Source organism: Methanogenium organophilum, assembly GCF_026684035.1.
In the GTDB taxonomy this organism is placed as follows: domain Archaea; phylum Halobacteriota; class Methanomicrobia; order Methanomicrobiales; family Methanomicrobiaceae; genus Methanogenium; species Methanogenium organophilum.
Genome location: NZ_CP113361.1, coordinates 2,463,864 through 2,488,673 on the forward strand (window position 1 = coordinate 2,463,864; position 24,810 = coordinate 2,488,673).

Below are 24,810 nucleotides of genomic sequence, written 5' to 3' on the forward strand. Positions count from 1 at the left end.
GGTAGATGAGATTATTAATCGTCTTTGGATTTTTTCAGTTCCTCGTCACGCAGAACATTTCGTTTAATCTTGCCTGAGATGGTTTTGGGAAGCACGTCGACAAATTCAATCACCCGTGGATATTTATACGGTGCAGTCACCTGCTTCACATGATTCTGCAGTTCTCTGATCAGTGGTTCCGAACCTTCAAATCCCTGATTCAGTACAATAAATGCCTTTACAACCATACCACGGATTCTGTCAGGCGTTCCGACAACTGCTGATTCCTGAACCGCCGGGTGTTCTAAGAGAGCGCTTTCCACCTCAAACGGTCCGATACGGTATCCGGAACTTTTTATGACATCATCATTTCTGCCAACGAACCAGAAGTAACCGTCTTCATCCCGGTAGGCTTTATCCCCGGTATAATAATATCCGTTCTGGAACGACTCCTTGTTTGCTTCAACGTTATCTATATATTCCACAACAAGACCAACAGGGCGTGGATTGAGGGAAATTGCGATGCGACCTTCTTCATAATCAGCAACAGGATGGGCATCATCATCATGGAGTTCAATATGCCAACCGGGCGCTGGTTTCCCCATTGAACCCGGCTTGTGCTCAATGCATGGGAAGGTGGCAATAGCGCTGCATGTCTCTGTCTGGCCGTATCCTTCGTAGATGGTATGCCCGGTCCCCTCTTCCCATACTTTGATCACTTCAGGGTTGAGCGGTTCACCGGCACTGCAGCAGTGGCGCAGTTCAGCAAGGTCATATTTTGCCAGATCAGCGATAATCAGCATCCGGTAGACTGTCGGCGGGCAGCAGAACGTCGTGACTTCATACTTTTCAATGAGCGGGAGAAGCTGCGTTGCATTGAATTTTCCCCATACATCATAAATCAGCAGACAGGCGCCCTGGATCCACTGTCCGAAGATTTTGCCCCACGCACATTTGGCCCATCCGGTATCCGAATAGGTAAAATGCACATCATTCTCCCGGACATCCTGCCATAACCGGGCTGTGACAATATGTCCCAGTGGGTAGGCATTGTTGTGCAGCACCATCTTTGGTTCACCGGTTGTGCCGGATGTGAAATAGATCAGCATCGGATCGGTTGAGCGGGTCCTGTTTGTATATGGCATACTGACCTTCCGGTGTGATACCGGTGCAGGGTATAACAGTTCGTTCTGATAACTGACCCACCCGTCCTTCTCGCCATCAACCAGGAACCGGGTCTGTAATGAGGGGCACTCTTCATGCACTTCGTCAATCTTATCCGAATTTTCAAAATCTGTTATGATAAGACGGAAATTTCCTGCTTTGATTCTGTATTGAAGATCTTTTGGTGTTAGGAGCGATGGTACCGGACAGACGACTGCACCAAGTTTGATTATTCCGATTACAAATATCCACCATTCCGGAATACGCGGCAGCATGATCATGACCCGGTCTCCTTTGTTAATGCTAAATTTCAAAAGAATATTTGCTGCCATATTGGAGAGGTTCATCATATCCCGGAATGTGTATTTCTTCTCATCCCCGTCCTGATTCGCCCAAATCATCGCCAGTTTGTTTCTGTCACGCCGTGCCCAGTCGTCAATGACATCATACCCGAAATTGAAATATTCGGGCACATCAATGGAGAATGTACGATACATCTCATCGTAATCTTCCATATTGTGTTCTGCATCCGCCATAGAATCACTAGCTATTTTTGATGTACGCGGGTAATAGTATTTCCTTCTCTCCAGATCATTGCGCATTAATTACCAGAAGCGGTGCGTTTTGATATAGGTGCGTTCCGCCTTGAGAATTTCCCGGTAAAAATCGTCGCCCTCACGCATTTTTGCAATTATCCGCGAAGCATTTTCCGGGCCGACCCCGCGTGCTGCAAGGGCTACAATTGCCTGTCTTCCGCTGGAAAGGACAATGTTTGCATTCTTCAGGAATTTTTTCTCAATCGCGCGCTCTTCGTCTGTTTTTTCGCGTTTTCGAACCGCCGGGATCAGTTCATCTTCCCACGGTTTCAGGGCTGCCACAAGACGTGCACCACATTTGGGGCACTGGGGCGGGTCTGTGATGCGGGACACCTTGGTGAGACTCTTCCATTTCCGGCAGTTCATGCAAAAGAGCAAAATATTATCGTCCTCAATCCTGCGCCGCACGGCGGCAATAATGGCCTGGTCTTCACTGGGTGGTGGAATAATATCCCGTGACGATGTCAGACCCTCGCGGCCGATTGCGGATAAGGGGGCAATTGTCACCGTTGTTTCTTCGGACTGTATCTGCCGCACCAGATGTGCCGCCCCCTCTGCATCCATAATGGTCGTAAAGAGTTCGCGATAGGTTTCTGCCTGGATTGGCGTTCCTTCAAATGTATCGAGCAGCCGGTGTATACTGATACGTTCATAGTCGGCATTCGGGTCAATGGCGCCGAATTTCTTTGCAATCTGGACAATTTTCCACTTAAAAAGGGCGGTATGTTTCATTGCAAGACGGAGAAGTCCTTCGATGTGTGCCGGATCAATTGAATAGAGCAGTTCACGAATGTTTGCGGCCCTGATCTGTGAGGGAAGACGGAAAAGAATCCGGTATGCCCCCACCTCAATACCCACGCTTGACCCGTAGCGTGCTGTCAGAAGAACGGAGATGACACGGGAGAGGGCCTCATTTGCCTTGTGCCCTCCGCAGATATTCATCACAACTCCCTCATCGAAATGCTCAAGCGTCACACACCGATCCGTTGCGACGGGCGCATCGGCATCATCCATTGATGTCAGAATATCGTCTGCATATGCCTCTGAGATGACACCGGCCCCGTACGCAGAGAATGATCGGGTTCGGCGGAGTTTCCCGGTCTCCTGTGCAACGGCATAGGGAACCGGTATCTGTTCCCCTTCCCACGAAGGCAGTTCACCGCTTACCGAATGAGCCGGTTCAACGATAATTTTCCCGTCATCCAGATCAACGACCTGCCAGAGCTGCCCTTTGACGATAAAGGATGCACCGGTATGAATCCATCCGATCACAAATGATTCATCAAGGGTTCCTACCGTGCGGCGTGAGACGAGATCAAAGATCTGCACTTTCCGTTCATCAGGTATCATCGAGAGATTGCCATACAGGTATGTCCGGCACCTCCCGGTGCGTATGAGGGTGTCCCCTTCCATTTTTATCAGCCGGTGTTCTGCCATCTGCCTGCATACCTCAGGCACTGCATTCCCGCTGTCGGAAAATCCATATGCCCGTTCAATAATTGTTCTGGCCCGGACAATCGATACCTCACCATATTCTACCAAAAGTGCGGCAATCTGGTTTGCCAGCACATCCAGTGCGCCATGGATAATGCCGACATTCTCCGATGCATTCTGTTTTGCCCGGTTTGTAATCACCAGTGACTCACAAAGATCGTCAAATCCGGTGGCAAGTATCGTGCCGTGAGATACGGTATCCAGACGGTGCCCGGCCCGGCCGACACGCTGGAGGAGGCGTGACACCTCCCGTGGTGAACCAAACTGAATCACCCGTGAAATGTGTCCGATATCTATGCCCAGCTCCATGGACGAGGTACAGATCAGGGAACGGATATCCCCCCGTTTAAACCGGTCCTCAGCGTCGATTCTGATCTCTTTTGAAAGGGAGCCGTGGTGCACGTCCACATCTCCGCGCCCATACAGGCGGTGTCCCAGTGCCTCACCGGTGGAACGCGTATTGACAAACAACAGTGAGGAATCCTCTTTTTCAATGCACCGTTCAACTGTTCGCACCTGGGAATCAAAATTATCTCCGGCAAATCTGACAGAGATATCCATGTGCGGCGCAGCCGGGATATTGACAATCGTATGGGGGCGTTTTGTTCCGGTGAGAAATGATGCCACCTCTTCCGGGTTTCCTACCGTAGCAGAGAGGCCGATTCTCTGAAATTCTCCCGCATATTCCGCCAGACGTTCCAGTGCGATGGACAGCTGGGCGCCCCGTTTACTTCCGGCAAGTTCATGAATTTCATCAATGATGACATGCCTGACCTGTGGCAGATGTTCCCGGAGGCGTTTTCCGATAAAAAGCGCCTGCAGTGTCTCAGGTGTGGTAATAAGAAGATCCGGAGGATTTAGCGCCTGCTTTCTTCGTTCGTATTGGGAGGTATCGCCATGCCGGACTCCCACGGTTAACCCCAGTTCATGGCACCACCATTTCAGGCGGGAGAGGATATCCCGGTTTAAGGCGCGGAGCGGGGTGATGTATATTGCCTTAAATCCGGTTCCCTGCAGACGGAGAAGATTATCGAATACCGGAAGCATCGCACTTTCCGTTTTCCCGGTGCCGGTCGGTGCGATGAGCAGGAGATGATCTCCACCATAAATGGGGGGTATAGCCTCCTGCTGTGTCTGTGAGAGTTCCTGAAAATCTCGTTTCAGGAGGGTTTCCTGTATCTCAGGGGATAACAGATTACGCGCGCTCATCTCCCACCAGTGCTCCCAGCCGGTCAATGTAGGTCCCGTCACTCAGGAATACTTCTGCACAGTCCACGTCAAAACACCGTGACACAGGACTTAGTCTGCTGACATGAATTTTTCGTACATCAATGCCCCCAGCATATTCAAAGAATGCCGGCATGAAGAGGATGCGGGTATTTCTGCTGTTTTCATTTGAAACAAAGCCTGCACATCCTTCATTCACTTCTGCAAAAAGATATGCAGGTTGTGCCCGGAGTGCACATCCCACTTCGTCATAAAGGCTCACAACCGGATGATGGTGCCCACATACGATGAGATTCCCTGCTGATTCCGGAGGCAGATGCATATGCCCGTGCACATACCATGTACCGTCAATCAAGGCGCCGCGTTTTGGCAGCAGCTCTCCGGGGTTCAGGAATCGTTCAATACCGCCGTCATGATTTCCGGGTATCAGGCGGAACGGAATCTGATCCCTGATGGTCTCAAGAATCTGTGGGAGTTCGGTAAACTCCTGCCGGCTCATCATGGGAACAGAATGTTTCAGGTCCCCGAGGAAAAGAAGCATGTCAGGGGTTGTTTCCTCTATACAGGAACAGATCCGGCTCAGACGATCTGTGCTGTTACTTGCGATATGGACACCTTTGCGGGAAAAGCCGGATTCGGCACCAAAATGTGCATCTGCAATAACCAGTATCCTGCGTGAATTTTCCATAAAGAGTGCAGGTCCGGCGGAAATAAATTCAGGAGTCATCTCTGTTACAATCGTCTGATAATGTCCGGTTTCGGCTGATAACACTCGCCATTATCGATCAGGGTATTTAGAACAGCAAGTGTTGTTTCCCGAGAAATCCCTTTCTGATTCAGTGTTTCAATCAATTCTTCAAGATTGACCGTCTTTTTGTCTTCACAGCATTCCAAAATCAGGTTTTCCGCTTCATTCAAAACGGCGGTTTTTGGTATTGTCGGGTTTGGAGCCCCGGTTTGCACGGTAGAAAGAGCTTTTTTTGCGATATTGCAGATTGTATTCTTCATATCAGCGGGTATATCCGGAGAAGAGGTCAGATGGCTGATAAGATCATCTGCGGCGGCAAGAACAAAGACGTCCCTGATCTCCCGGGAAACAGGCATAATTGATTCCAGCATGGGCATGCATGTTCCGACACTGCTCCGGATGGCTGCCGTACAGAGAACGAAAACCGGAAGGGTTGTCTCTGTCAGAAATCCGGATATTTCACGATTTCCGGTATGATATTGTACTGTTAAAATCCCTGTCGGGTCATAGATACTGAGGTTCTGTATTGGTTTTTGGGAATCGGGAATCTCGGTAAGAGCTCCACAAAACAGACATTTGGTAATATTTCTTACCGAAAGAGTCCGCACTATAGCATTTCGTGTGTCACATCTCCCTGAATTCAGGTCATCTGCAAATATTTTCTGGTATGATTCCATGCAGTATCCTACTAGTATCTTGTCGGGACAATCTATAGTGTATCTGTTAGGTGCATGCATTTTTGGAGAATGTGACAGACATCGATCGAAACAAATACTCTCCTGAGAACAAAGTATCATATTAACAGATACATGGATCTGCGGAATATGATTACGGGGTAAAGGAAACAGGAATGACACAAAATACAATATGGATTGAAAAATACCGCCCGATGAAGCTGGATGATATAGTCGGGCAGGATGAGATCGTCGCCCGCCTGAAATCGTATGTTACTTCAGGAAATCTTCCGCATCTGCTCTTTACCGGAACCGCAGGGATTGGAAAAACAACATCCGCTGTTGCGCTTGCACGGGAATTCTTCGGTGAGACATGGCAGATGAACTTCCGGGAACTGAATGCCTCGGATGAACGGGGAATTGATGTCGTACGAAACCAGATTAAACAATTTGCGCGGACAGCACCTCTGGGTGGGGCGGAATTTAAAATTCTCTTTCTGGATGAAGCAGATGCACTGACACCGGATGCACAGGCAGCACTTCGCCGCACAATGGAAAATTATGCGCAGAACTGCAGGTTTATTCTTTCCTGTAATTATTCTTCGAAAATTATCGATCCAATCCAGAGCAGGTGCGCAATATACCGGTTCAGGCCGCTCTCAAAAGATGCTATTATTACTGAAATCTCCCGCATAACAGAGATTGAAGGGCTTGAAACGACGCCTGAAGCGAGAGATGCCATTGTCTATGTCGCCCAGGGCGATATGAGAAAGGCCATCAATGCGGTGCAGGGTGCCGCAATTGTCAGTAAAAAGATAACGGACGATATGGTGTATGAAATCACTTCGACTGCACGCCCAGAGGAAATTGACGGTCTGATGAAGACATCTGTTGCAGGGGACTATGAAGGAGCGGAAGCACTGGTGCATGAACTGCTCTATTCGCGGGGCATTGCCCCCAATGAACTGATAAACCAGATGTACCGGTCAATCATCCGTCTCCCGGTAGAACGGCGGCTGAAAACAGAATTAATTTCACATCTGGGCGAAGCAGACTTTCGTCTCAGTGAAGGCGCAAACAGTGAGATACAGATGGAAGCACTGATTGCAAATATTGTGCTCAGTGCTGACGCAATGAAAGAGTGAGGAGGTCAGGGTCAGGTGGAAGAAGAGATTTTTGACATAGAGATTACCGATCGTGCAGCTGACTGGAACACGTTTCTCACGAAGCATTACCGGAAAGAACTGGGGGAGATTAGTACAGAGTATCCGCATCTGAGATCCCTTGAAATTGATTACCGGGAACTGTCGAACTGGGGAAAAACCGGACTTGAAATAGCGGATGAAATCCTGCACAATCCGGGAAAGGTTATTGGAGATGTGCGTGATGCCGTCAGAAATTATAATCTGATTTTTACCAAGGATGAGGAAGAGAAAGCGGAGAATATTAATATCCGCTTCCGCTGCCTCCCCAAAAAAATTGATGTCCGTGACATTCGTTCGCACCATATCAATACCTTCATTTCGGTAGAAGGAATCCTCAGAAAAACAACCGAGGTGCGTCCACGGCTGACACAGGCAGTGTTCCGGTGTCTCCAGTGCGGTACAATTACCGCACCGTATAAACAGGATTATTCACGGTTTCAGGAACCGTACCGGCCATGCGCCCAATGTGAGCGCCAGACTAAAATGGACCTTGTTCCGGCGCTCTCCACCTTTGTGGACGCGCAAAAATTACGGATACAGGAATCCCCCGAAGGACTGAGGGGAGGGGAGCAGCCGCAGACGCTGGACGTTGATGTGATCGATGATCTGACCGGAACCGTTGCGCCGGGTGACCGGGTGATAATTAACGGTATTCTTCGCTCTGTTCAGCGGGTAAATCATGGCAACAAAAGCACGCTCTTTGATATCTATATCGAAGCGAATTCAATTGAGATCGGCGAAAAAGAGTTTGAAGAGGTAGAGATCTCAGAAGAGGATGAAAAAATAATCCGGGATCTGAGTAATGATCCTGAAATTTACGATAAAATATCCCACTCTATCGCGCCCTCGATTTATGGTATGCAGGATGTGAAAACGGCGATCTCCCTCGTGCTCTTTGGCGGAATTGCCAAAGAGATGCCGGATGGGAGCAGTCTTCGTGGTGATATCCACATGCTCCTTGTAGGAGATCCGGGTATTGCAAAGTCCCAGGTGCTCAGGTATGTCATCAAGTTATCTCCCCGTGGCATTTATACCAGTGGGAAATCATCAACGTCTGCCGGACTGACTGCAACTGCTGTCAAAGACGAATTCGGAGATGGCAGATGGACTCTTGAGGCAGGTGCACTGGTCTTAGCAGACATGGGTATCGCTGCGGTTGATGAGATGGACAAGATGGCAAAAGAAGATCGCAGTGCACTCCACGAAGCGATGGAACAGCAGACAATATCCATTGCAAAGGCAGGCATCACCGCTACTCTCAGGTCACGGTGTGCTCTTCTGGGGGCGGCAAATCCCAAAATGGGGCGATTTGATGAGTATGCCCCCATTGCGGAGCAGATCAATATGCCGCCATCGCTGCTGTCACGTTTTGATTTGATCTTCATCATGGAGGATAAACCCGAACAGAAACTGGACCGTGCCATTGGTGAGCATATCCTGAAATCCCACAGTGTCGGTGAACTTATTCAGCACAATGAAAAGTTCCCGATAGAAGGAATAAATGAAGAGTACATCCTGCAGCAGCTTGCACCTGTCACACCAGAGATTGAACCGGAGGTTTTCCGCAAATACATTGCCTATGCAAAACGGAACTGTTTCCCGATTCTCTCTGATGACGCCCGTGAAACCCTGATCAGCTATTATCTGAATCTGCGAAGTCTTGCAGATGATAACAGTAAACCGGTTCCCGTTACCGCACGACAGCTGGAAGGGCTTGTCCGTCTTTCAGAGGCAAGTGCACGTATCCGCCTCAGCAATGAAATTGAAGTGTTTGATGCGGAACGCGTTATCCAAATTGCCGACAGATGCCTGAAGAAAGTGGCGTATGACGCTGAAACAGGCACGTATGATATCGATAAACTGGTTACCGGCGTCCCAAAGAAACGTCGTGATATTGCGCGCCTCCTAAAAGAGACAATTCGTGAACTGGCGGATGACAAAGGAATGGCACAGATATCCGATATTGTCAGCACTCTCCTGGCTTCCGGGCATAACAGGGAAGATATTGAGAAGATGATCGAACAGATGACGAAATCAGGAGAAGCCATGGAACCACGCCATGGCGTAATACGGCTCATTAATTAGAGCCATAACCACTGATTTTATTGATTCACCGGAGAAACCAAAAATAATGACAGACGATGCTATTCAGGCTGCCTTTGAGGCAGGAATAAAACTTGGTGCCCTGTACCACCAGTGGGTGGGTACCCCGATATCGCCTGATACCGCCAAATCGGTTGAAACCGCAATTGCAAATGCTGTTGCCCTGCAGCCCTGTGTCGATTCCGTATCCGTCACCATCAACACAGAGATGATGGAAATAAATCCGTTCGGATACAGTGAGCTTGCAGGAAAGATGTTTGAGGTTGAGATTCAGACGTCAGTCGGAGACACAACATGCACCGCATCCCTCAAATTTGACGGAGAATATCCCCTCATGGAAATTCTTGATATCAAATGACAGGACTGGACATTCCGGTAACTGATGATCATATCCATATCGACCGGGAAAACGGACGGGGGATAGAGGCCGCCAAGGATTTTTTCCGTGCAGGCGGCACACATATTTTTCTTGTGACGAAACCGTCATGGTCCCATAATGTCCATCCGGTGACCGGGGATGAATTCAGGCATGTATACGAATTAACGCTTGAAACCGCAGCAGCCATCCGGGAGACGGGTGTTGTGGTCTTCCCGATACTCGGAGTGCATCCCGCAGAGATCGGGAAACTGACTGATCGGATGTCACTAGCTGACGCCGAAGCGGTGATGAAAAGAGGTCTTGACATCGCGGCAGAATATGTGGGGGAACAGGCCGCAGTCGCACTGAAATCGGGCCGTCCGCATTATCCGGTTGAACCCGATGTATGGGAGGCATCGAATCGTATCCTGGAGCATGCTCTCATCCTCGCGCACGATAGTGACTGTGCCCTGCAGATTCATGCGGAAACAGGGCCGTGCGCTGATGTGTTTGATATGGCAACCCGCATTGGAATTTCACCGGGACGTGTGGTCAAACATTTTGGGACACCGGATACCCCCCTGATGCCCTCCCTTCTTGCACGCACCAAAGAGATTCCAGCGTGTGCGCACCAGGGTCTTGTGTTTACGATGGAGAGTGACTATATGGATGACAACTCCCGGCCGGGTGCAGTCATCGGCCCGAAATCCGTGCCGCGTTATACCCGAAAATACCTTGAAGGGGACCTAATCAGTGAAGAGGAAGCATGGAATATCCATGCAGACACACCTGCAAAGGTATACGGTGTGGAAATATCACTATTCTAGTGCCTTCCCCATATTTTTAATCATTCCTGCGAAATAGTATACATAATGTATATGAAGATACACCGGTATTCAGGTGTAGGTCACATTGTTGCTGTATGCGACACGGAACTTCTCAACACAACTCTGACAGACGAAGACCTTACCATACATGTTAATGAGGGATTTTACGGCACTACCCAATGCACTGATGATGAGGTAAAAGATGCAATTATGCATGCGTCGAATTGCAACCTTATCGGAAAAAAAGCAATCAGAATAGCCATTGAATGCGGCATTCTGGATAAAAACGGATATATGATGATTGGGGATGTACCGCATGCCCAAATTTACCGGACTTAAAAAAAGAGTATAGAAATATGGCAATACAGGAGAACTTCTGCCCGAAATGTGGAGGCAAAACCGCAAATGAAGGCCTTTGCAATAAATGCAAGGTGGAATCTATTGAATGGCTGATCTGCGAACCACGGGTAGAATGTGTAATATGCCCGACATGCGGCTCGATGAAACGGGGGAGCATCTGGACTGATGTGACATATGATCGTCAACAACTCATTGAAGAACTGGCATTTGCAGCAGTGTCCGTTCATAATGATCTTGAAGATCCGGAACTGGCCATATCCACCAGAGATCCGACACCAAATCGCACGCACTGCATTATCTATGTCAGGGGACAGTTGTATGGTCTGCCTGTCCAGAAAACCTGTGAACTGAAAATTATCTGGAAAAAAGAGAATTGCGACAGGTGCAGCAGATTATCCGGCGGATATTACGAATCGACCATTCAGGTGCGTGCAACGGACAGAAAACCGGATGCATATGAACGGGAACGGGTGGAAAAAATAGCGTATGATATTGAAGAGAGCGTTCAGGAAGCAGGAGAACGCCTTTCGTTTATCACCCGTGTTGATAATACCCGTGACGGTGTGGACATTGTTGTCTCAAGCCACAATATTGGCGATACCATCTCCCGGCAGATTGTAACGGAAATGGGTGGAAAAATAACCCGCCATCCAAAACTGGTGGGTGAGCGGGACGGAAGAAAATTATACCGTATCACCATACTCCTTCGGCTTCCCCAGTTTCGGAAAGGCGATGTTGTTTTCTTTAAAAAACGGTATTACGAAGTCAGGGGCACAGATTCCGGTCTTCTCAGGGTTTTTGATCTGAGTGAAGGGATCTCAAATGTTCTCCATGACGGGGAGTATCGGCTGATTGGCAATATCAGGGATGCCGAATCCGCTGATGTCACCTATATTGATAATGATATTGCTGGCATTCTTGACCCTGTCTCCTACGAAATAAAGGATGTAAAAGCACAGGCATGGCTCAGGCTCGCCGCACATGAAAAGGTACGATTTCTTCGTGACAAAGAAGAAGACGAGATCATTCTGGTCGGATGATAATGAGGGTGCGGAAATATCCACGGGAGATGCTCTCTGTCCTCACGGATGCAGAATGGGTGGATACTACCCGCCGCCCGTATGTGAGAGGAGATGATGCGTTCATTCCTGTCAAAACGGGGTATGCTGCAGACGAGGTGATCGCAGAGAAGACGCCCTACTCCGGAAGAGGATATCAGATGCTGGGTGATGTGGCACTTTTGCATGGCAGACCACCCACAGAACAGGAGATCAGAGAGATCGGGGACTGGATTCATCCACGCGGCATTGTATATGTCTCCGGATACCGTGGCGAAAAGCGAATCCCCGACGCATCTGTTGTATACGGAGAATGCGGTGAGGTATGCCATCATGAAGCGGGTTTTATCTTTTACCTGGATCCCATGACGGTGATGTTTGCCATGGGCAACCGTGAAGAAAAGATGCGTATGTCTGAATTAATCCGTACATCCGGCGAACATCACCCGATCCGGTGTGCTGATATGTTTGCGGGGATTGGCTATTTCACCATACCTGCCGCGGTGCATGGTGCAACTGTTCATGCAATGGAGATAAATCCTGACTCTTTTCATTATTTGGAGAAAAATATTGTTGCAAATAGCGTTGAAGCAGCAGTCACTCCGGAATTGGGAGACTGCAGGGATAACCTCAACGGCGTGTATGACCATATTCTGATGGGACATTTCGATGCGCTTGCATTTCTCCCCGATGCGTGTGCGCATGTGCGCCGGGGGACCGTTCTTCATGTGCACACCGTTGGAGAGCAGTATGATGCCATATCCAAAATCTGTGAAGAAGCAGGTTTTTCCACAAAGATTACTCCATATCGGGTTAAAAAATATGGACCAGGTGCATGGCACATGGTGCATGATGTGGTGATACAATGAATACCGTACGCACGACACTTACAGGAAAACAGATTGTTTTGGGGATCACCGGGAGCATTGCAGCCGTTGATGATGTGAAACTCGCACACGCGCTCCGGCGCCTGGGGGCTGATGTGCAGGGAGTAATGACGACTGCTGCCTGTGGAATTCTGCATGCTGATGCAATCACCTATGCAACCGGTCATGAGACGATTACCCGGTGCGGGGGACTTGTTGAGCATGTCACCTACTGCGGGGACGGGGGAAGTGCAGATCTGCTGTTAATTGCCCCTGCAACGGCAAATACGATCTGCAAGATTGCACATGGTATCGACGATACCCCGGTTACCACCTTTGCCACCACTGCCATCGGGAGCGGTATGCCTGTTGTTCTGGTGCCTGCGATGCATGAGAGTATGTACCGCCATCCCGGAGTATGTGCCTGCCTTGAAACTCTCAAAACGTGGGGAATAACGATTGTTGATCCCCGGATAGAAGAGGGGAAGGCAAAAATCGCAGCTATTGACACCATTGTGCATAAAACGGAACGGGCGCTCTCCGGCCTGCCTCTTGCAGGAAAGACTGTTCTCATAACCAGCGGGCCATGCCGTGAGCGCCTGGATGATGTACGGGTGCTCACCGCACGCTCCTCAGGTATTATGGGAAAAGAACTCGCACGTGAGGCCTCCCGACTGGGGGCGGAGGTTTGGATCGTGCATGGGGATACGCTCTCTGTGCCGCATGTACACAATGTATATGCAGAGTCTGCCGGCGAGATGCTCACCGCCATCCGGACACTGTGTGAAAGGCAGACCTTTGATTATTATCTCAGTGCCGCGGCAATCTCTGACTTTGCACCGGCGCCCAGAGAGGGAAAAATACCGAGCGGAGAGAATGTGACGGTAGAACTGCTCGTGCAGCCCAAAATTATTCTGGATGTTATGCAGGGAAAAAACCGTCCCAAAGTGATAGTCGCGTTTAAACTGGGATGGGACAGCAGAACAGAGGCAGAAAACCTGCTTGAAGCAGGGGCGGATATGGTTGCCGCAAATACTCCTGATGTACTGGGAAGGGATACCGGTGCATATGATCTTATTCGCAGAGATTGGTGCGTCCACGTAGAGGGCACAAAGACAGAGGTGGCAGAAACGCTATGGCAGAATCTGCTGTAGGATTTTCACCCGGACATATATCCGGGTATTTCCGGAGATTTGACGGGGACAGCATGGAGTCCACCGGAAGTTGCGGCGGGGGAATTGTGATTGACAAGGGGGTGTACGCAGTGGTCACGCCTGCTCGTGAGACCTCGGTTTCGGTTAATGTTGCACGAAGTGCAGATGAAGATACCTGTATTGCACGCACATCACCGCCAATCGAGTATGCACTGGAGAGACTCGGCGTAACGGCAACGGTGAAAACCATCACGTCCCTGCCGCCCGGAGCCGGATTCGGTCTCTCTGCTGCTGCACTTCTTGCAACCCTTACAGCTGCAAATGCGCTTTTTGAAACCGGACTCACAGATGATGCCATTGCCCGGCTTGCACACATTTCCGAACTGGAGCATCAGACCGGACTCGGTGATGTGGCTGCGTGCACCGGGGGCGGGATTGTGTGCAGGAAAGAGCCCGGAATTTCATCTTCTATTATCCGAATGAATGGCAGCGGGGTCACGCTTTCTGCGCTGAGTTATGGCGGGCTCTCCACCGCTGACGTCATCACCTCCCCTGCACAGATGGCCCGTGTCAAAGAGGCATATTCTGCGGAATGCGCTAAAAGCCCGCAGGATTTTTTCCGTATATCACGTGAGTTTGCAGAGAAGAGCGGGCTTATTCCGGAAGAAATTCGCCCGATACTGGATGCATGTGATGAACATGGAATACCTGCATCCATGACCATGCTTGGGAAGGGTGTTTTTGCCCTTGGCGACCAATCATTCTCTGTATTATCTGAATTCGGAATTCCCTGTGAACTGCATGTGGCAGAAGAGGGATTTCGGCTTATCGAAGTGAAATAACATGATACCTGACAATCATCCCCGGTACCGGTCGCTTGTGGCACGCGAACGTATTGCAGACGCGGTGCGTTCAGGAATTGTCGTCGTCGAGGGGGCAAGTGCGCATGGAAGAGGGGAGGCATTTGACTATCTCCTTTGTGAAAAAACATCGGAGTCAGCGTTGTTAGCGGAAAAAACGGCTGCAGCATATCTTATGGCGGCAGACCGGGCGATCATATCTGTTAACGGGAATACAGCAGCCCTTGCTGCAGATGAAATCCGTGAGCTCGCAGAGGCATCCGGGGCTGCGGTGGAAGTGAACCTCTTCCACCGGACCGATGAACGGATGGCGGCAATCACTGCCCACCTGAAGGCAGCGGGTGTCACCGTCCTTGAAGGGACGCCTGAACGTCTTCTTCCCCTTTCCCATGACCGTGCGCTCTGCCTGAGAGACGGCATCGGTACGGCTGATGTGGTGCTGGTGCCGCTGGAGGACGGGGATCGGTGTGAAGCACTGGTCGCCATGGGAAAGACGGTCATCACGATCGATTTAAATCCTCTCTCACGCACTGCACAGACGGCTACCGTGACGATTGTTGATGAACTGACACGTGCACTGCCGAATATCACCCGTGCATGCCGGGACATGACCCCTGAAACCGGAAACCAGCTGGTTGCGGCCCACGACAATACGGCCCTTCTCCGTGCCGCACTCAGGCAAATACAGGAGACTCTTGCCGATGCTCTGGATTGAAAAATACCGGCCGGAAACATTTGAAGATATCCGTGGGCAGGATGCCGTTGTCGGGATGCTGAAGGCGTTTTCCGCAGATTCACTGATTCCGCATCTCCTCATCAGCGGCCGCCACGGGACCGGAAAGAGCGTTGCTGTGGAGTGCCTCGCAAAAGAACTGTATGGGGAATTCTGGAAAGAGAATATGACGGTCATCCAGACCGGTGCACTCTTTCGGGGGGGGAAATCCTATCTGGAGAATGAGGAGAAATTTTCCCATCTTTACAAAAAGGATGCCAGCCTGATTAATAATTTCAAGTATATCGTGCGCTGGTTTGCCTCGGTGAAACCACTGGATGCCGAGTTTAAACTGATGGTCTTTGATGAGGCGGAGGCCCTGACGTTTGAAGCGCAGCAGGCACTCAGGAGAATGATGGAACGATTTTCCGGGACATGCCGGTTCATCTTCATTACCCGGACGCAGAGCGCGATTATCCCGGCCATTGCCTCCCGTGCCCTTCCGCTCTTTTTCCGGCCGCTCTCTGACGAGATTGTTCTTGAACTGATGACAGCGATCCTCGCACAGGAGAATGTTCCTGCATCCGCATATAATGAGGAGGAAACGGAACTGATCGCCGCCGCGGCACAGGGAGATGCACGTAAGGCAATCCTCTTCTGTCAGATGAACTGTGACAGCCGGATTGAAGGCGGGTTTGAGGAATATCTCGAATCAGAGACCGGCAATATCGCACGATCCGTCTTCCGGGTGCTCAGGAAGGGGGATATCGAAAAGGCAAAATCGGTCATTGAAATTCTTATGCTGGAATATGGCCTCTCCGGGCCGGAAGTGCTGGAAGAACTCTCACGTGCGAGGAAACAGGAGTACAACGATCCCCGTATCACTGTCGCTCTCGCGAATGCGGATATGATGATGCGGGATGCGGGCAATGAATATATCCAGATGGACGCCCTGCTCTCTTCAATTGTAAAAGAAGTATTTTTGGTGGAATAACAGTTATTCTGCCTGTCTGAGAGATGCAAGCACTCTCTCTTTTTTATCGCGTGCGGCATCTGCCGCCTGTTCCACCCGCTCCTTCATTGCGTCGAAGTCGTGGGGTGTTGTATCGACGACTTTCTTGATCGGTGTGTACGCCGATTCCCGGAAGCGGGGGATGAAGTCTGTCATCTCGCCGCCGGAGATCAATTTTGCATCTCCCGGCCCTTCGGTCACATAGCCAATCTTCTTCATGGTTACCCCGGTGGACGCAACCACATTAATGACCGCGTCTGCATCCTCAGGCCGTGTCACGACAAGCAGGGCATCAAGGGATACGCCCAGATAATCGATTTCGAGAGCGTCCAGCATGTTGAGCACGTCCGGGTCGACAAGAGATCGCAGGTCATCTTCAACAATTACGATGTCACACCCTGCTGTCTCTGCCATTTCATAGGCATCTCCCCGCAGACCGCCGTTCGTCACATCTGTCATGGTGTGTATTTTGGGGAGCACGTCACTTTTGAGGAGAGCTTCACATGCACGGAGGAACTGAATGTTGATGGTCTTCTCCACAACATCCGGGAACCCGGAATAAATGGCCGCGGTTGCAATTGTGCCGCCACCCGCCCCTTCGGTCATGAGGATGCAGTCGCCGGGTTCTGTTGCGGTTCGTGCGGTGAGATGATCGGCAACGCCGACTGCACCCACGCACCCGGTCATTCTGCTGCCAAGGACCATGTCGCCTCCGATTCTCAGTGTTGAGCCGGTCACAAGGGGGATATCCATTGCTTCACTGACAACCGAGATGCCTGCGGTATAATCGAATATCTTTGCCACATCGCCGTCATCCCCGACATGAATGTCAGAGAGCATGGCGACCGGTTTTGCACCCATGACATAGACATCACGCAGGGTGGCACGGGTGACATGGAATCCCGCAAGGAAGGGGTAATCCGAGAGGCGGGAGTGCATGCCGTCAACGGTGGTGATGATATATTTCCCGCCGGCTTCAACAGCGCCCGCATCGTCCATCTCATCGACGCCGACTGACGCACCGCTGCCACCGATTATTTTCGGGAACTGCCGGTGAGCAAAGAAATCCCCGATACCACGTGAACCTACACCAAATTCGCCCATGGTTACATCCGCTTTGGTATATTCAGTGAGTGCGGATGTGGCCAGATTGCTGTTTTTGACTTCTTCTACAACTGCACGGGCCATGGAGAGCGCATAGTCAGATGATGCACCCGGCTTCATCGAAAGAATCTGTTCTTTGAGATGGTGGGCACAGGTCTCTTCATCTGTTCCTGCTGAGAGGCATCGCCGTGTCAGCTCTTCAATATCCATAGGAAAGTGTTGTCTGCCACGTAACATAAAACCGGCATAAACCTTCAATCTGTATCGGGTGAAATACTACGGGTATGGAAGGACAGCGGGTACCGTTTGCATGTACGATTGCGGGTTCTGATTCCGGCGGAGGTGCCGGGATTCAGGCAGATCTAAAGACATTTGCCGCTCTTGGTGTGTGGGGATGTACGGTTGTCACCGCAGTGACCGCCCAGAATACCGTTGACGTGCTCGCCAGCCTGACTGTGGATACGCATATCATCTCCCGCCAGATGGAGGCAGTGTTTCAGGATTTTCCCATCCGGGCAGCAAAAACCGGTATGCTGCCGGATGCCGCAACGATCCGAACGGTTGCAGAGCATCTTCCTCCTGAGGTGTCCCTGGTGGTCGATCCGGTGATGGTTGCGACATCCGGGCGCCGCCTTGCGTCACCGGAAAGCCTGTCCGCGGTATGTGCACACCTGATACCCCGGGCTGCACTGATCACTCCCAATATTCCTGAACTATGTGTTCTCACCGGAAGGAAGACAATTACAACAACGGATGAGATGATCGCCGCCGGGCAGGAGATTCTTGCAATGGGTGCGGGGGCAGTGCTTATGAAAGGTGGACACCTGACCACAGAGAGGTCACCGGATGTTTTTCTGAGCGCTGATGAACAGTTCATCATCGACGGTCCCCGGTATCCCTATGAGGTGCATGGCTCGGGCTGCTCTCTTGCAGCTGCAATCACGGCATATCTGGTGCGGGGGGAAGCACTGCCGGATGCATGTCGTGAGGGGAAGATGTTTGTCTCCTGTGCCATCCGGGATGCGGTGCCCGCCCTTTCCGGGAGACGGATGGTTAATCCCGGAAGTATGATCTCTGATGCGATCCCCCGCCGGAAGTGAAAAATATTCACTCAATATTCTTTTTTTGAAAAAATTCTGCACAAATTATATCAGTGTTGATGAATGAAACATTCAATATAATGGTGTTGGGGAACGTATGGATACTATTGACCACGCGATTTTGAGTGAACTTGCCCGTGATGGCAGAATATCTATGGCAGAATTGGGGAAGCAGCTTGATATTGCTCCTTCCACTGTGTTCAAACGGATTGAAAAACTGAAAACATCCGGGGTAATTGAAGGGTTTACGATCGCAATTAACCCGGATTACTTCGCTGACAGCCTCATCTCGTTTCTGACAATCACTGTCTCCCCTGATGACAAAGAGGAGGTTGCATCCTTTCTTGCGAACCACGATAGTATCCTCGAGTTGTATGAGACGCTGGAGCCCAGTGATTTCATGGCAAAGGTGGTTGTGTCGTCGATTACCAACCTGAAAAATGAAATTCTGATCCCCTTATCCCGGTTCGCCGGGGTAAAAGAGATAAAACCGTTTATAACGGTAAAACGAATCAAAGAACAGAACTGGAGCGTCCGCCGTTATGATTGAGTCACAATTTATCCTCATTCAGCAGATTCTTGCTGTCGTCACCCTGATATTGGGTGGAGCCCTGATTATCTTCATTTACGATGCCTATAAAGTTGTAAAACAGCCGACCCTGCTATATTTCACAATCGGGCTGTTTACACTTGTGATCGGCATCGTTCTCCCGGACATTGTGCAGATGGCGGGGCCGGGAATTACGGGGTTGTACTGGGGAGAAGTGTTGTCCCGGATTCTTGAGATCATTGGCATTGGTGTGATGAATTTCGCTGTACTGCGGGGATGAATATCCGATGAAAAAAGGGCAGTTCTCACGTGACTGGTCCCTCCTGAAACTCGCCCGTACCTGGGAACCACGGGATATCGGTGGTGAGGTGGTTGAACGGGTGCTGCGGGAAGGGTCTCCGGAAGCAGTAGCGGATATACTCGATGTGATTGGGACAATCGGGTTTGAAGATGGCGAGAAGGCGAAAGAGCGGATGCCGTCCCTCATGCAGCCGGTGGAGATCATTGAGAGTACTCTTTTAGTGGCGGGTGTGGAGACCGAACGTCTGGACGGGGAGGAACGGCCCACCATCATGATAAATCTTGAGGCGCATGATCTCTTTGGCTACCCGTTTAGTATGACAGAGCCTGCTGTCGCCTATATAACCGGATTTGTTCAGGCCGTTTCCGGGGGTGCCGCAGTCTCACAATCCGAAGATCATCTTCTGATCCGGTTTTGATACGTAAAATGAGTATTAATGGGTATTTCCGCTCTATCTCAATATAAAGATGTTTGCAATTCCGACCAGAAGAAATAATATTCACTTTGTATGCCGCTATTAAGGTTGGTATTGATAACCAATAGATTAAAGCCGCCTTCCACGGGTGGAAATATTATTTCCCAAACACTGAATATGTGTGGCAAATATTTCCAATTATGGTGTGCAAATATCACATATTCGCTCTATCAAGAATTCATACACAAAGCATTTATATGGGTGGTGGAAATCTATAACTGCCTGAAGCGGATGTGACGTGTCACTCTGTGAGGGAGAGGTGAATTAATATGAGATTCCACGAAAATGAAGAAGCGGTTTCACCGGTTATCGGTGTAATCCTTATGGTCGCCATCACGGTGATCCTCGCAGCGGTTATCGCTGTGTTTGTGTTCGGTATGACCGACAATGTTGAGACAACTAAGACTGTGGCTGTAACTGCGAAAGTAAGCGATGATGATGTCCTTATTACGTTCCAGGGTGGACCAGATGCAGCTAAAGTATCAACATTAAACGCAACTGTTTATGATGCAGCTGGTGCTCTAGCTAATGGTACTGATAGTTATGGAAATATGAGTACACCGATTGTTGGTGATACATCAATAATTAAAGGTGTTGCCACTGCTGATGGGCAGGAACGTGTTCTTGTTACTGCTACTTTCAATGATGGTACCAAACAGGTAATTCTTGACAAGTTTGTCTAATATCATCCATTTTTTATTTTCAGCACATTGTTCTAATGTTGGAATGTGATAATCCCGACAGTCCATGATTATTTTTCATATGTCCCTTAATTGAGCAATTCTCCAATTGCATATCTCAGGATTTTGTTCCATCGAAATATCAATATTCTAAACTGCAAAGATACTGTACAGGAACGCATTGGCATACAAGTCTGTTAATTATCTTCGTCAAATATAAAGAAAAGAAAGTATTTATTTATTAGTTATTCGTTGTAGAACGCCATCAGGCGATTAGACGGCACTTTTTCAAGGGGGGATGGGCAGGCATCCTGTGTGACAAGAAGTCATATCAGAGATTGCGAACACACCGCCGCATCATCCGTTCGATGTGTTCCTACTCTGCCGTGCATCGCGAGTAATCGCTTTGTTCGAAGCGCAGACGACAACGCGGATGAAGTAGAAAGTCTGTTTCTACAATTCTGCAAGGGAAAGACGACATGGGCAAGCATACGCTGAATCACTACAGGATCGTAATGTCCGACAGGCGAAATCAGACTGAAACGCCTGAACCAAAATGGTATGAGACTCAGATGAATTGGTTGGGATGACAATTCACCGAACGGATATTGTAGTCTTCGGTCCAGAGGTGGGCCCTAAATCGTCAGAATTATCTCTGATATGGAACTTGGTAACCCGTATTGCCCCCTCAAAGAGGTATGAACTTCGCGAGAAGAACAAATGGACAAGACGGGAGAGGAAGCAGCAAAAAAGCCAAAGCCTGCCTGTAATGGGTAGGATAGGTGTGTCTACTCTAACCCGAAATGGTGCAGACTTGCTGCTGGTTCTTTACGGCATTGAAAGGAGGTATATCGATGAATGTACAGCATTCAATTACGCCACAGAGCGAGAAGCGTACAGACAGAGACCTTGCCAGAAAATGGAATTCCATTGACTGGAAAAGTGTTGAAGAATTTGTTAATCGACTACAGACCCGAATCGCAAAGGCTGTGCAAAAAGAGCAATGAAATTTGAAAAAAAATATGGAAATTCCGGCGCCCAGACAAAATTGTCCGATTTTTGCACTACCGCCCTAATTTAGGGTTGTGAAGAGCCTGAGCCCGGTGCCTCGAAAGGGGCACGCCGGGTTCTTAGAAGACGGGAGAGGAAGTAATTCCTCTCTTGTTATTCGACCCCTTGCTCCTCTGTTGTATGGACTTTGCCAAGTGGGGGAGATACAATGTTTAGATAATTATGAAATTGTCTGGATTATTCGTTGCAAAACGCCAGCAGGAGATCAAGGGCCACCCAGAAATAAGATCGGTTGTAGTTTCGAATGTGAGAAAAAAATAGTTTAATTCAGAGAACTGGCAGATGGAGAATTATCAAAATTTCTAAATCAAATGTTTTTCATTCCTGACAAAACGCAATCAACACCTCAAGCGCCGCCACATGCTCTTCTCCGCCGCATTTCCTCACTATCTCGGCTGATTGCTCAATCAATGCCCACAATTCCGGATCACGCGTCATCACATACCGTGTCGCATGTACTGTTGCCTCAATGATCCCTGCAAAGGCCCGGTTGGGAGGATGCGGCTGCAGGTCAAGAATTTCAGATGCAACCGGTGTTAATTCCACCACCAGCGTCTTCGGGTTGTCGCTCACAATGGTGGTGGTGAAGGCCTCCCATGCCTCACATCCTTCACCGACAGATAACCGTTGCATGGTCACCGGAATATCCACACCTTCGGTTAATATTTTGGTTGATATTTCGGTAAATGCTTCATCCGGCAGATCACCAAACGCTGACTCTACATATACCATCGGGTCAAACGTGAGGTTTGCCACCACCCACCCGGACGCCCGGATGTTTGCCTCGGTATGTGTGCCGTGAAAGAGTTGCATCATCGTGCGGCCGCGGCGAGCGATGATCCCCATCGGTGCCGCGTTGGGGATACCGGTTTCGGGGTTCACGGTCGTTGCGATGACTTCGTTTATGCCGTCTGCGAGGATTCCCAATTCCATCCCTCTCTGAGTGCAAGATAAATGCCTGCTATGGTGATGTCCGCAATCGATCCCGGATTGATGCCCCGTGCGAGGCATTCCTCATCGAAGTCCTCCGCACTGCGAATACCGGCAGATACCTCTTTTGCCTGTTTCATTGTCCATTCCGCAATATCCCTGCCATGCTTCTTGATAATGAAGGTGTCCGGCTCCGATTCGAGAAGTGAGAAGAATGCCCGGACTATGGCCTGTTTGCCGTCCGGTGCCGCAAGGAGGAAATCCGCTACCCGGCGGCTGAGGGCAAACCCGTTCAGCCACTCCCGGCAGACCATATCTCCCGGTGCAGAGTAGGAGATGATATCTTTGAGTGTCAGCTTCTCGTCACGGATGTGGCGGGCAGATTCCGGATCATTGACATCCAGATCATCAGTCTTATTCATCCGGACTTCTGTGAGACCGAAGGCCTCATAAAAATTAAGAGCATCTTCGACCGTTGTCCGTGCAGTGATATCCAGCGCTCCTTCGATACCATCCCCCATGATCAGGGGGAACAACAGAATATACGCGCCAAAATGAGTATTGCCGCCTTCATGTACCGCAGTCAGGGAGACCGCTTCTTTGAGGCATGCCCCCAGCCCTGCAGTACTGTATTCTGCTGTCACAAAAGCAGGGCGTGCAAGAATCGCTGATGCCAGAAAATGCTCAAGCCATGTATCTTCATAATCATGGCACCGGTCCACATTCCCCGGTTTGGGGTATGCACAGACCTCAAGCATCATCGCTATCTGTGCACATTCACTCCGTCGCATAGAACGCATCGCCTTCAAACACCCGCTTCATCAGTTTTTCCGAAAGACGCCTCTTATATCGCATGTAGTCAGGCAAACTCAGACCAGCCTCCTGCAGGGCCATATTGCGGAAGATACACGGCGTCGAACTCTTGCAGCACCAGGCAAGACTCCCGAAACAGGTATTCTCCCCTCCTTCGATGGGCGTGTTTTTCACTCCATTGAGTTTCAGGGACATGAATTCATTCCGTGAAATCCCGAGGGTTTCAAGAACCGGCAGAAGGGGACATTTTTTCACCGGCATGCAGCAGAAGGTCAGGCTGCGGATATCTCCGCCGCGGCAGAGTTGCTTCGGGGCGTTGTACCATCCCGTTTCATCCGCATACGCTGCAATCTTCTCGTTTAGGGACGCGAGTGTTTCCGGGTCTGCATGACGTGCAAGAGAGATCAGATCCGCCCCATGGGCAAGCATGTCCTTTGCAACCGAAAATGACGAGATGGAATTGTTTGCAATCAGAATAAGCGGGCATGCATTGCGGATCTGGCGGAGTTTGGTATGGCCGAAATCCATCAGGTCGATGTGCAGGATATCTGCACCGGCCTGCCAGAGAGCACGGGCCAGCGCACGGTCATCGTCCGCTACACCGGCACGAATCTTCACCGAAACCGTAACATTCTCTGCTTTCAGTGCCCGGACGGTCTCCTCCAGTTTCCCGGTGTCATGCAGCAGCGCTTCGCCACACCCTGTCGCAATTATGGGCTCCTGCCTGCAGTGCGCATCAATTTCATACACAAGGCCGGGACCGACTGCCCGCGCCACCGCTGCAAATGATTCCGGTGCACTTCCGCGCATATTTACCGCGACAACAAGACCGCTCTCAACAAGGATCTGTGCCTGTGCACGAATTTCAGCAATCGGGTTGTCTGTGAGGAATTCTTCCCTTCCTGACTCCACAAGAAGGCGGGATGCTGCCATTGTGGCTTCGTCAATTGAATACCCCCCGATACAGACCATGCCTGCATTTTCACTGCGTGCCAGTGCATATTCAGCATCAACCACACCAGCCATTGATGCCAGTGCAATGGGGGTCTGTACAACCGTCCCATTTACCATCAGTTCATACCGATCATAGGGGTCCATAATCATCCTATTGTATTCATTTTTCTTCGGCATATGTAATGGCTTCCTATATGCTCTCCCGTACGGATATCAATACCGTGGTGCGGGAAATAACTCTCTTTACCCATATCTTCGGGTATCGCTGGATAATACCGAATGGTGCTTTCCTTCATATAATACCGCCTTCGCATTGCTCCCTTGTGCGAACATATCTCGTGCTCCCGATTTACCGGATAATTCGTTCACAATTTTTCCACAGGGGATACTTCCAGCGCACAAAAACGTCTGCAATAATACCAGAAACAGCACGGA

The 24,810-nt window shown here is 49.9% G+C and carries 26 protein-coding genes; 18 read left to right on the forward strand and 8 right to left on the reverse strand.

What is annotated here, in order from left to right:
- Nucleotides 1–14 precede the first annotated feature (14 nt).
- The 4 genes from OU421_RS12100 to OU421_RS12115 form a co-directional block, all read right to left on the reverse strand.
- Nucleotides 15–1,679 carry an AMP-binding protein gene (locus OU421_RS12100; protein WP_268187921.1) on the reverse strand — a complete coding sequence of 555 codons (1,665 nt, stop codon included), beginning with the start codon at nt 1,677–1,679 and terminating at the stop codon, nt 15–17.
- A gap of 69 nt (nt 1,680–1,748) precedes the next feature.
- The gene (locus OU421_RS12105; protein WP_268186359.1) at nt 1,749–4,442 is read right to left on the reverse strand and encodes a DEAD/DEAH box helicase; all 2,694 of its coding nucleotides are present in this window, start codon (nt 4,440–4,442) and stop codon (nt 1,749–1,751) included.
- The gene (locus tag OU421_RS12110; protein ID WP_326493504.1) at nt 4,429–5,232 is read right to left on the reverse strand and encodes a metallophosphoesterase; all 804 of its coding nucleotides are present in this window, start codon (nt 5,230–5,232) and stop codon (nt 4,429–4,431) included. The genes OU421_RS12105 and OU421_RS12110 overlap by 14 nt, the downstream gene beginning before the upstream one ends.
- Entirely contained in the window at nt 5,193–5,885 is a 693-nt protein-coding gene (locus tag OU421_RS12115) for a hypothetical protein (RefSeq protein WP_268186360.1), read from the reverse strand. The genes OU421_RS12110 and OU421_RS12115 overlap by 40 nt, the downstream gene beginning before the upstream one ends.
- A gap of 173 nt (nt 5,886–6,058) precedes the next feature.
- Here OU421_RS12115 and OU421_RS12120 point away from each other — a divergent pair, with 173 nt between their 5' ends.
- The 11 genes from OU421_RS12120 to OU421_RS12170 are packed head-to-tail and all read left to right on the forward strand — an operon-like array spanning nt 6,059 to nt 16,379.
- Nucleotides 6,059–7,027: a replication factor C small subunit gene (locus OU421_RS12120; protein WP_268186361.1), complete on the forward strand. Its 969-nt coding sequence runs from the start codon at nt 6,059–6,061 to the stop codon at nt 7,025–7,027.
- 15 nt (nt 7,028–7,042) lie between these two features.
- Nucleotides 7,043–9,172, forward strand: coding sequence for a minichromosome maintenance protein MCM (locus OU421_RS12125; RefSeq protein ID WP_268186362.1), 2,130 nt, complete (start codon nt 7,043–7,045; stop codon nt 9,170–9,172).
- A 46-nt stretch (nt 9,173–9,218) separates the two neighbouring features.
- The gene (locus OU421_RS12130; protein WP_268186363.1) at nt 9,219–9,548 is read left to right on the forward strand and encodes a dihydroneopterin aldolase family protein; all 330 of its coding nucleotides are present in this window, start codon (nt 9,219–9,221) and stop codon (nt 9,546–9,548) included.
- Nucleotides 9,545–10,375: a TatD family hydrolase gene (locus tag OU421_RS12135; RefSeq protein ID WP_268186364.1), complete on the forward strand. Its 831-nt coding sequence runs from the start codon at nt 9,545–9,547 to the stop codon at nt 10,373–10,375. Before OU421_RS12130 ends, OU421_RS12135 begins: the two co-directional genes overlap by 4 nt.
- 45 nt (nt 10,376–10,420) lie before the next feature.
- On the forward strand, nt 10,421–10,714 hold the full coding sequence (locus tag OU421_RS12140; RefSeq protein ID WP_268186365.1) for a DUF424 domain-containing protein: 294 nt from the start codon (nt 10,421–10,423) through the stop codon (nt 10,712–10,714).
- Nucleotides 10,715–10,731: 17 nt separating this feature from the next.
- Nucleotides 10,732–11,775 (forward strand): 60S ribosomal export protein NMD3, encoded by a 1,044-nt coding sequence (locus OU421_RS12145; protein ID WP_268186366.1) that lies wholly within the window; start codon nt 10,732–10,734, stop codon nt 11,773–11,775.
- Between the two features lie 2 nt (nt 11,776–11,777).
- Nucleotides 11,778–12,662 (forward strand): class I SAM-dependent methyltransferase, encoded by an 885-nt coding sequence (locus OU421_RS12150; protein WP_268186367.1) that lies wholly within the window; start codon nt 11,778–11,780, stop codon nt 12,660–12,662.
- Entirely contained in the window at nt 12,659–13,813 is a 1,155-nt protein-coding gene (gene coaBC / locus OU421_RS12155) for a bifunctional phosphopantothenoylcysteine decarboxylase/phosphopantothenate--cysteine ligase CoaBC (RefSeq protein WP_268186368.1), read from the forward strand. The genes OU421_RS12150 and coaBC overlap by 4 nt, the downstream gene beginning before the upstream one ends.
- Nucleotides 13,795–14,655: a pantoate kinase gene (locus OU421_RS12160; protein WP_268186369.1), complete on the forward strand. Its 861-nt coding sequence runs from the start codon at nt 13,795–13,797 to the stop codon at nt 14,653–14,655. The genes coaBC and OU421_RS12160 overlap by 19 nt, the downstream gene beginning before the upstream one ends.
- 1 nt (nt 14,656) lies before the next feature.
- Nucleotides 14,657–15,388 carry a 4-phosphopantoate--beta-alanine ligase gene (locus tag OU421_RS12165; RefSeq protein WP_268186370.1) on the forward strand — a complete coding sequence of 244 codons (732 nt, stop codon included), beginning with the start codon at nt 14,657–14,659 and terminating at the stop codon, nt 15,386–15,388.
- Complete coding sequence (locus tag OU421_RS12170) at nt 15,375–16,379, forward strand: AAA family ATPase (RefSeq protein WP_268186371.1); 1,005 nt, start codon at nt 15,375–15,377, stop codon at nt 16,377–16,379. Before OU421_RS12165 ends, OU421_RS12170 begins: the two co-directional genes overlap by 14 nt.
- Nucleotides 16,380–16,382: 3 nt before the next feature.
- On the opposite strand, the gene OU421_RS12175 is transcribed toward OU421_RS12170, so the two are convergent.
- The gene (locus tag OU421_RS12175; RefSeq protein WP_268186372.1) at nt 16,383–17,711 is read right to left on the reverse strand and encodes an AIR synthase-related protein; all 1,329 of its coding nucleotides are present in this window, start codon (nt 17,709–17,711) and stop codon (nt 16,383–16,385) included.
- Nucleotides 17,712–17,785: 74 nt separating this feature from the next.
- Between OU421_RS12175 and thiD the strand changes: the two genes are divergently transcribed.
- The 7 genes from thiD to OU421_RS13095 all read left to right on the forward strand — a co-directional run bounded on the left by thiD (nt 17,786) and on the right by OU421_RS13095 (nt 21,614).
- Complete coding sequence (gene thiD, locus OU421_RS12180) at nt 17,786–18,601, forward strand: bifunctional hydroxymethylpyrimidine kinase/phosphomethylpyrimidine kinase (RefSeq protein ID WP_268186373.1); 816 nt, start codon at nt 17,786–17,788, stop codon at nt 18,599–18,601.
- A 97-nt stretch (nt 18,602–18,698) separates the two neighbouring features.
- Nucleotides 18,699–19,151 carry an Lrp/AsnC family transcriptional regulator gene (locus tag OU421_RS12185; protein ID WP_268186374.1) on the forward strand — a complete coding sequence of 151 codons (453 nt, stop codon included), beginning with the start codon at nt 18,699–18,701 and terminating at the stop codon, nt 19,149–19,151.
- Nucleotides 19,144–19,431: a hypothetical protein gene (locus OU421_RS12190; protein ID WP_268186375.1), complete on the forward strand. Its 288-nt coding sequence runs from the start codon at nt 19,144–19,146 to the stop codon at nt 19,429–19,431. Before OU421_RS12185 ends, OU421_RS12190 begins: the two co-directional genes overlap by 8 nt.
- A 7-nt stretch (nt 19,432–19,438) precedes the next feature.
- Nucleotides 19,439–19,870 carry a hypothetical protein gene (locus OU421_RS12195; RefSeq protein WP_268186376.1) on the forward strand — a complete coding sequence of 144 codons (432 nt, stop codon included), beginning with the start codon at nt 19,439–19,441 and terminating at the stop codon, nt 19,868–19,870.
- Nucleotides 19,871–20,196: 326 nt separating this feature from the next.
- Nucleotides 20,197–20,610, forward strand: a complete 414-nt coding sequence (locus OU421_RS12200; RefSeq protein WP_268186377.1) for a type IV pilin N-terminal domain-containing protein — start codon at nt 20,197–20,199, stop codon at nt 20,608–20,610.
- Between the two features lie 583 nt (nt 20,611–21,193).
- On the forward strand, nt 21,194–21,541 hold the full coding sequence (locus tag OU421_RS12205) for a hypothetical protein (protein ID WP_268186378.1): 348 nt from the start codon (nt 21,194–21,196) through the stop codon (nt 21,539–21,541).
- Nucleotides 21,537–21,614 carry a reverse transcriptase N-terminal domain-containing protein gene (locus OU421_RS13095; RefSeq protein WP_407659802.1) on the forward strand — a complete coding sequence of 26 codons (78 nt, stop codon included), beginning with the start codon at nt 21,537–21,539 and terminating at the stop codon, nt 21,612–21,614. Before OU421_RS12205 ends, OU421_RS13095 begins: the two co-directional genes overlap by 5 nt.
- A 382-nt stretch (nt 21,615–21,996) precedes the next feature.
- Here the strand turns inward: OU421_RS13095 and OU421_RS12210 are convergent, their stop codons facing one another.
- Genes OU421_RS12210 through OU421_RS12220 form a run of 3 tightly spaced genes read right to left on the reverse strand, consistent with a single transcriptional unit; the run spans nt 21,997 to nt 24,552 of the window.
- On the reverse strand, nt 21,997–22,611 hold the full coding sequence (locus tag OU421_RS12210) for a DUF447 domain-containing protein (RefSeq protein WP_326493505.1): 615 nt from the start codon (nt 22,609–22,611) through the stop codon (nt 21,997–21,999).
- Nucleotides 22,581–23,399 carry a triphosphoribosyl-dephospho-CoA synthase gene (locus tag OU421_RS12215; protein WP_326493506.1) on the reverse strand — a complete coding sequence of 273 codons (819 nt, stop codon included), beginning with the start codon at nt 23,397–23,399 and terminating at the stop codon, nt 22,581–22,583. Before OU421_RS12215 ends, OU421_RS12210 begins: the two co-directional genes overlap by 31 nt.
- Nucleotides 23,386–24,552 carry a methanogenesis marker 9 domain-containing protein gene (locus OU421_RS12220; RefSeq protein WP_268186381.1) on the reverse strand — a complete coding sequence of 389 codons (1,167 nt, stop codon included), beginning with the start codon at nt 24,550–24,552 and terminating at the stop codon, nt 23,386–23,388. Before OU421_RS12220 ends, OU421_RS12215 begins: the two co-directional genes overlap by 14 nt.
- Nucleotides 24,553–24,810: the final 258 nt, after the last annotated feature.

Excerpts from the sequence above, each read along its gene's own strand:
- OU421_RS12200 (WP_268186377.1), top strand. The coding sequence starts at position 20,197 with ATGAGATTCCACGAAAATGAAGAAGCGGTTTCACCGGTTATCGGTGTA.
- OU421_RS12105 (WP_268186359.1), bottom strand. The coding sequence starts at position 4,442 with ATGAGCGCGCGTAATCTGTTATCCCCTGAGATACAGGAAACCCTCCTG.
- coaBC (WP_268186368.1), top strand. The coding sequence starts at position 12,659 with ATGAATACCGTACGCACGACACTTACAGGAAAACAGATTGTTTTGGGG.
- OU421_RS12160 (WP_268186369.1), top strand. The coding sequence starts at position 13,795 with ATGGCAGAATCTGCTGTAGGATTTTCACCCGGACATATATCCGGGTAT.
- OU421_RS12195 (WP_268186376.1), top strand. The coding sequence starts at position 19,439 with ATGAAAAAAGGGCAGTTCTCACGTGACTGGTCCCTCCTGAAACTCGCC.
- OU421_RS12135 (WP_268186364.1), top strand. The coding sequence starts at position 9,545 with ATGACAGGACTGGACATTCCGGTAACTGATGATCATATCCATATCGAC.
- OU421_RS12115 (WP_268186360.1), bottom strand. The coding sequence starts at position 5,885 with ATGGAATCATACCAGAAAATATTTGCAGATGACCTGAATTCAGGGAGA.
- OU421_RS12170 (WP_268186371.1), top strand. The coding sequence starts at position 15,375 with ATGCTCTGGATTGAAAAATACCGGCCGGAAACATTTGAAGATATCCGT.
- OU421_RS12165 (WP_268186370.1), top strand. The coding sequence starts at position 14,657 with ATGATACCTGACAATCATCCCCGGTACCGGTCGCTTGTGGCACGCGAA.
- OU421_RS12185 (WP_268186374.1), top strand. The coding sequence starts at position 18,699 with ATGGATACTATTGACCACGCGATTTTGAGTGAACTTGCCCGTGATGGC.
- OU421_RS12120 (WP_268186361.1), top strand. The coding sequence starts at position 6,059 with ATGACACAAAATACAATATGGATTGAAAAATACCGCCCGATGAAGCTG.
- OU421_RS12145 (WP_268186366.1), top strand. The coding sequence starts at position 10,732 with ATGGCAATACAGGAGAACTTCTGCCCGAAATGTGGAGGCAAAACCGCA.
- OU421_RS12140 (WP_268186365.1), top strand. The coding sequence starts at position 10,421 with ATGTATATGAAGATACACCGGTATTCAGGTGTAGGTCACATTGTTGCT.
- OU421_RS12210 (WP_326493505.1), bottom strand. The coding sequence starts at position 22,611 with ATGGAATTGGGAATCCTCGCAGACGGCATAAACGAAGTCATCGCAACG.
- OU421_RS12215 (WP_326493506.1), bottom strand. The coding sequence starts at position 23,399 with ATGCGACGGAGTGAATGTGCACAGATAGCGATGATGCTTGAGGTCTGT.
- OU421_RS12130 (WP_268186363.1), top strand. The coding sequence starts at position 9,219 with ATGACAGACGATGCTATTCAGGCTGCCTTTGAGGCAGGAATAAAACTT.
- OU421_RS12190 (WP_268186375.1), top strand. The coding sequence starts at position 19,144 with ATGATTGAGTCACAATTTATCCTCATTCAGCAGATTCTTGCTGTCGTC.
- OU421_RS12100 (WP_268187921.1), bottom strand. The coding sequence starts at position 1,679 with ATGGCGGATGCAGAACACAATATGGAAGATTACGATGAGATGTATCGT.
- OU421_RS12205 (WP_268186378.1), top strand. The coding sequence starts at position 21,194 with ATGACAATTCACCGAACGGATATTGTAGTCTTCGGTCCAGAGGTGGGC.
- OU421_RS12175 (WP_268186372.1), bottom strand. The coding sequence starts at position 17,711 with ATGGATATTGAAGAGCTGACACGGCGATGCCTCTCAGCAGGAACAGAT.
- OU421_RS12150 (WP_268186367.1), top strand. The coding sequence starts at position 11,778 with ATGAGGGTGCGGAAATATCCACGGGAGATGCTCTCTGTCCTCACGGAT.
- OU421_RS12220 (WP_268186381.1), bottom strand. The coding sequence starts at position 24,552 with ATGCCGAAGAAAAATGAATACAATAGGATGATTATGGACCCCTATGAT.
- thiD (WP_268186373.1), top strand. The coding sequence starts at position 17,786 with ATGGAAGGACAGCGGGTACCGTTTGCATGTACGATTGCGGGTTCTGAT.